This is a genomic window from Streptacidiphilus melanogenes (assembly GCF_000787835.1).
GTDB classification, from domain to species: domain Bacteria; phylum Actinomycetota; class Actinomycetes; order Streptomycetales; family Streptomycetaceae; genus Streptacidiphilus; species Streptacidiphilus melanogenes.
The window spans coordinates 24,824-33,640 of sequence record NZ_BBPP01000034.1 but is presented as its reverse complement, the minus strand read 5'-3'; the positions used below and the strand labels follow the sequence as shown (position 1 = coordinate 33,640).

The 8,817-nt window shown below is 70.0% G+C and carries 6 protein-coding genes; 2 read left to right on the top strand and 4 right to left on the bottom strand.

Translation table 11 applies throughout. The features are described from left to right. Positions 1–447 precede the first annotated feature (447 nt). Positions 448–1,695 (top strand): alpha/beta hydrolase, encoded by a 1,248-nt coding sequence (locus TR49_RS28550; RefSeq protein ID WP_052434722.1) that lies wholly within the window; start codon positions 448–450, stop codon positions 1,693–1,695. 71 nt (positions 1,696–1,766) lie between these two features. On the opposite strand, the gene TR49_RS28545 is transcribed toward TR49_RS28550, so the two are convergent. Then, positions 1,767–2,678, bottom strand: coding sequence for a PAC2 family protein (locus TR49_RS28545; RefSeq protein WP_042386773.1), 912 nt, complete (start codon positions 2,676–2,678; stop codon positions 1,767–1,769). 453 nt (positions 2,679–3,131) lie between these two features. On the opposite strand from TR49_RS28545, the gene TR49_RS28540 reads away from it, so the two are divergent. Next, on the top strand, positions 3,132–3,818 hold the full coding sequence (locus TR49_RS28540) for a GNAT family N-acetyltransferase (protein WP_042386772.1): 687 nt from the start codon (positions 3,132–3,134) through the stop codon (positions 3,816–3,818). 121 nt (positions 3,819–3,939) lie between these two features. On the opposite strand, the gene TR49_RS28535 is transcribed toward TR49_RS28540, so the two are convergent. The 3 genes from TR49_RS28535 to ppdK all read right to left on the bottom strand — a co-directional run bounded on the left by TR49_RS28535 (position 3,940) and on the right by ppdK (position 8,589). Beyond that, positions 3,940–4,371: a hypothetical protein gene (locus tag TR49_RS28535; RefSeq protein WP_042386771.1), complete on the bottom strand. Its 432-nt coding sequence runs from the start codon at positions 4,369–4,371 to the stop codon at positions 3,940–3,942. A gap of 72 nt (positions 4,372–4,443) precedes the next feature. Beyond that, positions 4,444–5,412 (bottom strand): hypothetical protein, encoded by a 969-nt coding sequence (locus tag TR49_RS28530; protein WP_152627505.1) that lies wholly within the window; start codon positions 5,410–5,412, stop codon positions 4,444–4,446. 426 nt (positions 5,413–5,838) lie between these two features. Then, positions 5,839–8,589 carry a pyruvate, phosphate dikinase gene (gene ppdK / locus TR49_RS28525; protein ID WP_042386769.1) on the bottom strand — a complete coding sequence of 917 codons (2,751 nt, stop codon included), beginning with the start codon at positions 8,587–8,589 and terminating at the stop codon, positions 5,839–5,841. Between the last annotated feature and the right edge of the window lie 228 nt (positions 8,590–8,817).

Here is an 8,817-nt window from a genome sequence, read left to right as displayed (position 1 = left end):
CGTCGGCAGGGCGCGCCGGCCCGCCTCGGTGGAGGACGGCCCCGCCGGGCCCTCGTCGGTCGAGCCGGAGCCGAACGCCCCGTTCACGAGTACCAGCGCGAAGCAGACGGCGAAGGCCAGCAGACCGAAAGCGCGGGTGGCGCTGCGTAGCTGGGCTCTGGTCATTTCGCCGATGATAGGCAGGCGGACACGGGTGCTGTCGAGGGTGCGGGCGCCAGGGCCTTCGGGTGTCGTGTCGGTCACACCGTCGTCCACGCCGATGTCCCTTCCCTTGCTCACAAGGTCACAGGATGCCTCACCAGTGCGACAGTTCTGTCACGAACCGCCCCGAACGGTCAGGTAAGAGACTTTCGCTCACCCGGCCCGGCTAACGTTCACGGCGGTGGGACGGTGCTGAAGGGCTCGGACCTCCCGATGTCCGCCCAGCAGTGAAGAGAGAACGGGACTGTGAGCCTCACCGGCGCCGCCTTCTTCTACACCCTGATCGCGGCGACGATCGTCGCCGTCGTGGTGACCATGGTCGCCTGGGGTGCCGTTCGTGGTCCCAAGTACGTCCGGGGGCTCGTGCGGCTGAGCCTGATCGGCCTCTGCCAGCTCACCGCGATCGCGGTGGTCGCCGTGTGGATCAACAACGCCAACGGCCTCTACTCCTCCTGGGGCGACCTCTTCGGCCAGCAGGACAACGCCGGCGTCGGCGTGACCGGCAACGCCGCGAGCGCGCAGACGGCCTCCTTCACCGGCGGCCCCAACGGCTTCCAGCGCACCGTTCTGGAGGGCGCCGCCTCCGGCATGACGGGCGAGGTCCTGGTGTGGACCCCGCCGCAGTACCAGCAGACCCAGTACCGCGACTACTCCTTCCCCGTCATCGAGCTGCTGCACGGCTATCCGGGCTCCCCGGAGACATGGGTCAAGGGCGGCGGCATGCCCGGTCCGCTGCTGCAGATGATGAACAGCGGCAAGATGAAGCCCGCGATCGTCGTCATCCCGCGGATCAACCCCGACGGGATCAACACCGACTGCACGGACGTCGGCAACATCCGCAACGGCACCTGGCTCGACGTCGACGTGCCGAACCTGGTGAAGAAGGACTTCCGGGTCCTCGGCGACGCCCGCGCCTGGGGGCTGGTCGGCGACTCGACCGGCGGCTACTGCGCGACGAAGATGGTCCTCCAGCACCCCGACCGCTTCGGCGCGGCGGTCGCGCTCAGTCCCGACGACTTCCGCGGCGACCCCACGGTGGTCCGCGACAAGACGATCCTGGCGGCGCAGAATCCGCTGGCGCTGATGAAGAAGGCCGGACCCCAGGCGAACGTCTCCATCCTGATCGCCACCTCGGCCCACGACCGCTGGAGCACCCCCAAGAACGCGCAGGCGCTGCGCGCGGCGGCGAAGTTCCCGGTCACGGTGGAGCCGCCGATCGTGCTGAAGGACGGCGGCCACAACTGGGGCACCTGGGCGTCGATCTTCCCCGTCGTCTTCCCCTGGCTCAGCCAGCAGCTGGACGCCCCGCAGCTGGTCCAGCCGGCGGCTCCCACGCCCTTCCCGTCCCCCTCGGGGTCCCAGCACCCGGGCAAGCCGGGCGCCAAGCCGTCCGCGAAGCCGTCGGGCAAGGCGTCGGGGAAGCCGTCCGCCCCGCCCGCTCCGGGGCTGGCCCTCAACGGCCCGGTGACGACCCCCACGCACGCGCACAGCTGACACCACCACGCACAGCGGAGGCGCCCGCCGACGGCGGGCGCCTCCGCTGTACCCCCTGCACTCCGTGTCGGTTACTCCGTGTCGCCCTGCTCCGCCAGGAACTCCTCGAAGGCCCGGCCGAGCTCGTCCGCGGAGGGCAGGTCGACCGGTTCGGCCATCAGGTTCTCGCGGTCGGCGGCGCCCGCCACCGCGTCGTACTGCTGTTCCAGGCCCTGGATCGCGGTGCGCAGGTCCGCGTCGCCCTCGGCGATCTGGCGGTCGACGTCCTCGCGCACCTCGTCCATCCGGGCGCGCAGGCCCGTACCGGGCAGGACCAGGCCGGTGGCCGACTGGATCGCCTCCAGCACCGCGACGGCGGCGTGCGGGTAGGGCGTGCGCGCCAGGTAGTGCGGGACGTGCGCGGCGAAGCCAAGGACGTCGTGCCCGGCCTCGTCGAGGCGGAACTCGAGCATGCCGCCGGCGCTGCCCGGCACCTGGACCTGCTCGAACCAGCGCGGGTGCGCGCCGATCAGGTCCTTGCGGTTGCCGTGCGGCGTCATCCCCGTCGGGCGGGTGTGCGGGACGCCCATCGGCACGCCGTGGAAGGTCACCGAGAGCCGCACCCCGAGCCGCTCCACCACCTGGATGACGGCCTTGGCGAACCGCTCCCACTCCACGTCCGGCTCCGGGCCGGACAGCACCAGGAAGGGCGCTCCGACGGCGTCGTGCACGAGGTACAGGTCCAGCGCCGGGGCCGCGTAGGTGGCCCAGTGGTCCCGGTCGAAGAGCATCGTGGGGCGACGGGCGCGGTAGTCGACGAGCCGGTCGGCGTCGAAACGGGCGATCAGCCGGCGCTCGGGGTCCTCGAGTAGTTCGGCGACGATCTGTTCGCCGGTCTCACCGGCGTCCATGAAGCCGTCGAAGAAGTGCAGCAGGATGGAGGCGTCCGCGGCCAGCTCCTCCGCGTCCGGCTCGAACGCGTACAGCCCCTCGGGTTCCAGCACCTGGATCCCACTCCCGTCCTCTGGCTGTCGAAACAGCATCCATTACCCTGGTTCCAGCATCCCGGAACCAGGGTTCATTCCCCAATTCGGAGTGCGAACCGCGGCCATGCGCCCCGGAGACACGCCGTGCACGACGGTTTGGCGCGGCTGGGGTGACTTAACCCCTCCGGGCGGGTATGGTCCTCTCGCTGCACTCCACTCTGGCACCGCGTAGGCTGCGTGGAGATCGCCGCACAACCTCTCGCAGCACCTTTTGCAGAACCCCGCATCGCACCTTGCCTTCACCTGGCCGCCCGCTGTCCTTCGCGCTCTCGTTCCCGCCTCGGCCATTTTTCGGACACACACTGTCCCCTCGCTCCCCGCACGCCTCACGGCGAACGCGATCCGTCGTCGTACCCACGGCCGTCGGGGCGCACCTTTCCCGACCCCACCCGCCGAAGGACATAAGGCCAAGTGCCCGTACCCGTCTTCCTCTGCGGCCGCACCGTGCGGCTGGAGCCGCTCACCGAGCGACACATCGAGGCCCTTGCCGCGGCCGCGGCAGAGGACCGAAGCAGCTATGCGTTCACGCCCGTGCCGCACGGCATCGAGGCGACGGAACGTTACGTCAGCGACGCGCTGGCCGCGCAGGCGGCGGGCCGCGCACTCCCCTTCGCCACGGTCAGAACGAGCGACGGCCTGGTGGTGGGGTCGACCCGGTTCACGGAGCTGGACTACTGGCAGGGTCCGGTCATCTGGCCGCCGGCCCCCCGCGGCCCCGTGGGCGATCCGCTGACCGCGATCCCCGACGCGACGGAGATCGGCGCGACGTGGCTCTCCGCGCGGGCGCAGGGCACCGGGATCAACACCGAGGCGAAGCTCCTGATGCTGCGTCACGCGTTCGAGACGTGGGGCGTCCGCAGGGTCTCGATGCGCGCCGACGCCCGCAACGTGCGCTCGCGCGCGGCGATCGAGCGCCTGGGCGCGGTGCTGGACGGTGTCCACCGCATGCACACCCGCGGCCTGGACGGCATCGTCCGCAGCACGGCCTTCTACTCCATCCTCGACGAGGAATGGCCCAACGTCCGCTCCGGCCTCGAACAACGCGTCGCCATCGGCCCGACCCACCACGTGGCGGCGAGACCACTGATCTCCGCGTAGCGGAGCAAGAAGCCGCCCTGTGGCGGATGGTCCTGCTCGATGAGGACCGTCCGCCACAGGTGGCTTGTCGCGCAGTTCCCCGCACCCCTCGGTGGTTGCAACCACCGGCGGGAGCGGATCGTCAGCCCTTGACGACGATGGTGACCTTCCAGGTCTTGCCCGACGGGGCCGCGCTCGACAGCACGGAGGTGCCGTCGGTGGTGCCGACGAACATGGCCGGGGTGACGCCGAGGGGTGCGGTCATGACGCCGGTGCTCGCCGGGGCGAGGATCGATCCCGTCGCCTGGACCGGCTGCCAGGTGTCACCGCTGCCGGCCGCGGTGAGGAAGATGTCGACGCGCTGCCCGCGCGGCAGGCAGTAGGCGCCGGACTGCTGCTGCGTCAGTTCTCCCGCGGAGTGCGGCAGCACCGGCTCCGGGAGCTTTGCGCAGGCGGGGAGCACCGTCGGGGAGGGATCCGGCGCCGGGGCCGCGGCCGGGGTGGGGGCGCTGCTGCTGCACGCCGTCAGCAGGGCCACGGCCGCCAGGGGAAGCAGACGCAGGGCTCGGTTCACGACAGGGCTCCTCGATGACGGCCGTAGGCCGAGCCCTGGCAGGCCCGGCCTACGGCATCGGATGACGCGATGTCAGTGCTGGTTGCTCGCGCTGGTGTAGGACACCACGCAACCGCCCGCGCCGTTGTTGAAGTTGTTGCTCCACAGCGACTGCACGGCGAAGTTCGCGCCGTTCAGGCTGATGATCGACGACGCGCCCTGGCCGCTGGAGATCCAGGCGCACTTGTCGCCGGTCTCCGCGCCCGTGCTGTCCACCCAGCCGCTGCTCGGCGCCGGGTCCGTGAGCGTCTCGGCGTACTCGTGGCCGCCGACGATGGTGATGCCCTCGTCCGTGCCGTTCACACCCGACGAGCCCGTGGCGACGAAGTTCGCGCCGCAGCCGGAACCGGCGTCGGTGATGTAGGGCATGTTGGTGTAGGGCAGGTCCGCGCCGTTGCTCGCGGTGGTGTGGTCGTGCCAGGCGCAGTACTGCGTCTTGAAGCCGGAGGGCACCACGCCGTGCGGCAGGTCCACGATGACCTGGACGTTGTCGCCGGAGATGCCGAAGTGCGAGGCCGCCTTGACCGCCTCGGCGGCGATCTGCGCGTCGCTCGGACGGCTCGGGGCCTTGCCGGAGCTGTCCAGCCAGGTGCCGCCCAGCGGGTTGGAGGCGGGGTGGCCGACCGCGGTGCCCGCGCCGTTGCACTGGGTGGTGCCGGTGGCGACGCCCTGGCAGTACTGGGTCTGCGAGGTGAAGAAGGTGTCGCCGCTGCCGTAGGCGTGCGAGAAGAAGCTCTGCTGGAGCGCGACCTCACCGGACGGGTCGTTGGTGACGCTGGAGGTACCCCACTGGCTGCCCCAGTAGACGTAGTAGACGGTCGGGCTGGTGACGACGTTGCCACCGCCGTACAGGAGGTTGCCGGCGCTGCTGGCGGCGGCCGCCGCCTTGTGGGCGTTCATGTGGTGCGGAGCGAGCTCGGACGCGCCGGCCGGGGCGGCCATGGCGAAACCTGCGGCGGCCAACGCGGTGGCGCAGCCGGCGACAAGTGCGGAACGAAGCACGGTGGTGCCCTTCTCGACAGAGGGGGAAGAACGGGAGGGCTGTGCAACGCCGCTGGCCAGGCGGCACCGTGGTGTCACCACGAGGGGTGGTGCGCTTGCGTTCCGAGACGTTAGGCGATGCGTCGCGCGTAGTTCAATACCGCGTAAGCCGCCTGAGAGCGAACTCTGAGACTCCGGAAACACGGCGGACGCAGAAGAGGTGCGATCCGGGCACAAAAAGGCCCGGGCGGGAACGGACGCCGTTGTCCGTTCCCGCCCGGGCGGGTTCCGTCGCGGCTACTCTGCGCCGAGCTCCGCGACGGAGCAGGTGCGGGCAGCGACCCCTCCCCCTTGCATCAACTTCCGCCTTGGTCGGGGACGGTGTGACGATGGGAGGGGCTTGCCTCGCGCTGGCACCCGGTGAGGTGAAGACCGGGTGAGGGTTTGTCAGCGCGAGTCGCTGCCCGCCGTCTCGATGGCGGCGCGGCCTGCCTCCAGGCGCGCCACCGGGATCCGGAAGGGCGAGCAGGACACGTAGTCCAGACCGACCTCGTGGAAGAAGTGGACCGAGTCCGGGTCGCCGCCGTGCTCGCCGCAGACGCCGAGCTTGAGGTCCGGGCGGGTCTTGCGGCCCTCGATGGCGGCGTTCTTGACCAGCGCGCCGACGCCGTCGCGGTCGATGGTCTCGAACGGGGACACCCCGAAGATGCCCTTCTCCAGGTAGGCGGTGAAGAAGCTGGCCTCGACGTCGTCGCGGCTGAAGCCCCACACCGTCTGGGTCAGGTCGTTGGTGCCGAAGGAGAAGAACTCGGCGGCCTCGGCGATCTGACCGGCGGTCACCGCGGCGCGCGGCAGCTCGATCATGGTGCCGAGCGCGATCTTCAGGTCGACGCCGGTCCGCTCGGAGACGTCGGCCAGGACCTTCTCGGCCTCGTCGCGGACGATCTCCAGCTCCTGGACGGTGCCGACGAGCGGGATCATGATCTCGGCGCGCGGGTCGGCGCCGGCCAGCTTGCGCTCGGCCGCAGCCTCGGCGATCGCCCGGACCTGCATGGCGAACAGGCCGGGGATGACCAGGCCGAGACGGACGCCGCGCAGACCCAGCATCGGGTTCTGCTCGTGCAGGCGGTGGACCGCCTGGAGCAGGCGCAGGTCGTTCTCGTTCGGGTCCTTGCGGGCCTCGGCCAGGGCGACGCGCACCGACAGCTCGGTGATGTCCGGCAGGAACTCGTGCAGCGGCGGGTCCAGCAGGCGGACCGTCACCGGCAGGCCGTCCATGGCCGTGAAGAGCTCGACGAAGTCGTTCTTCTGCAGCGGCAGCAGGATGGAGAGCGCGGCCTCGCGGTCGGCGTCGTTGTCGGCCAGGATCAGCCGCTCGACCTCCTTGCGGCGCTCCTCGCCGAGGAACATGTGCTCCGTGCGGCACAGGCCGATGCCCTGGGCACCGTAGCGGCGGGCGCGGCTCGCGTCCTCGGCGTTGTCGGCGTTGGCGCGGACCCGCAGACGGCGGACCGAGTCGGCGTGGGAGATGATCCGGTGGACCGCCTTGACCAGGCCGCCCTCCTCGTCGGCGCCGGCGTGCAGGGTGCCCTCGAAGTACTCGACGACGGGGCTCGGTACGACCGGTACCTCACCGAGGTACACCTTGCCGGTGGAGCCGTCGATCGAGATGAGGTCGCCCTCCTCGATGACCCGGCCGTCGGCGGTGGTGAACCGGCGCTTCTTGGTGTCGACCTCGAGCTCCTCGGCACCGCAGACACAGGTCTTGCCCATGCCGCGGGCGACGACGGCGGCGTGCGAGGTCTTGCCGCCGCGTGAGGTGAGGATGCCCTGGGCGGCGATCATGCCGTCGAGGTCGTCCGGGTTGGTCTCGCGGCGGACCAGGATGACCTTCTCGCCGGAGCGGGACCACTTGACGGCGGTGTAAGAGTCGAAGACGGCCTTGCCGACCGCTGCGCCCGGCGAGGCGGCGATGCCCCGGCCGATCTTCTCCGCCTTCGCGTTCTCGTCGAAGCGGGGGAACATCAGCTGCGCGAGCTGGCCGCCGTTGACGCGGTGCAGCGCCTCGTCGAGGTCGATCAGGCCCTGGTCCACCAGCTGGACGGCGATGCGGAAGGCAGCGGCCGCGGTGCGCTTGCCGACGCGGGTCTGCAGCATCCACAGCTTGCCGCGCTCGATGGTGAACTCGATGTCGCACAGGTCCCGGTAGTGGTTCTCCAGGGTCTGCATGATGGTCATGAGCTCGTCGTAGGACTTCTTGTCCAGCTGCTCGAGCTCGGCCAGCGGCACGGTGTTGCGGATGCCGGCGACGACGTCCTCGCCCTGGGCGTTGGACAGGTAGTCGCCGTAGACGCCCTGGTGGCCGGAGGCGGGGTCACGGGTGAAGGCGACGCCGGTGCCGGAGTCCTCGCCGAGGTTGCCGAAGACCATGGAGCAGACGTTGACCGCGGTGGCCAGGTCGTGCGGGATGCGCTCCTGCCGGCGGTACAGCTTGGCGCGGTCGCTGTTCCAGGAGTCGAAGACGGCGTGGACGGCCAGGTCCAGCTGCTCGCGCGGGTCCTGCGGGAAATCACGGCCGGCGTGGTCCTTGACGATCTTCTTGAACGTCTTGACCAGGCCCTTGAGGTCGGCGGCGTCCAGGTCGAGGTCGTTGACCGTGCCCTTGGCGCGCTTGGCCTCGTCCAGGGCCTCCTCGAAGAGCTCGCCCTCGACGCCCAGGACGGTCTTGCCGAACATCTGGACCAGGCGGCGGTAGGAGTCCCAGGCGAAGCGCTCGTTGCCGGCCTGCTTGGCGAGACCCTTGACCGAGGCGTCGGACAGACCGATGTTGAGGACCGTGTCCATCATGCCGGGCATGGAGAACTTGGCGCCGGAGCGGACCGAGACCAGCAGCGGGTCGGCGGCGTCGCCGAGCTTCTTGGCCATGTGGGTCTCGAGGGCGACGAGGTGCGCACTCACCTCGTCGCGCAGGGAGGCCGGCTCGTTGCCGGTCTCCAGGTAGACCTTGCAGGCCTCGGTGGTGATGGTGAACCCCGGAGGGACGGGGAGCCCGAGGTTGGTCATCTCGGCGAGGTTCGCGCCCTTGCCGCCGAGAAGGTCCTTGAGGTCCTTGTTGCCTTCAGTGAAGTCGAAGACGAACTTTTCCTGAGTGGCCACGAGCCTCTCCTGCCGCACGGTTGCCCTGATGCCGGAGAACATACCCAGATCGAAGGCACTTGGCTGCCCCAGATGGGCCGTCAGAGGCCGGAACTGACCGGTAACCCGCGAGATCGCATGCCTGCAAACGGGCTTTGCCTGCGAAAGTAAAATCGTCGCCCTGACGCTAGCTCGCCTTCATCTGTTGAACTCAGGGAAACGCCGATCTCACACGAGCGCAAGCGGGCGGCCACGGACGGCGACGATCAGGTTTCCTTGGATTGATCCTTT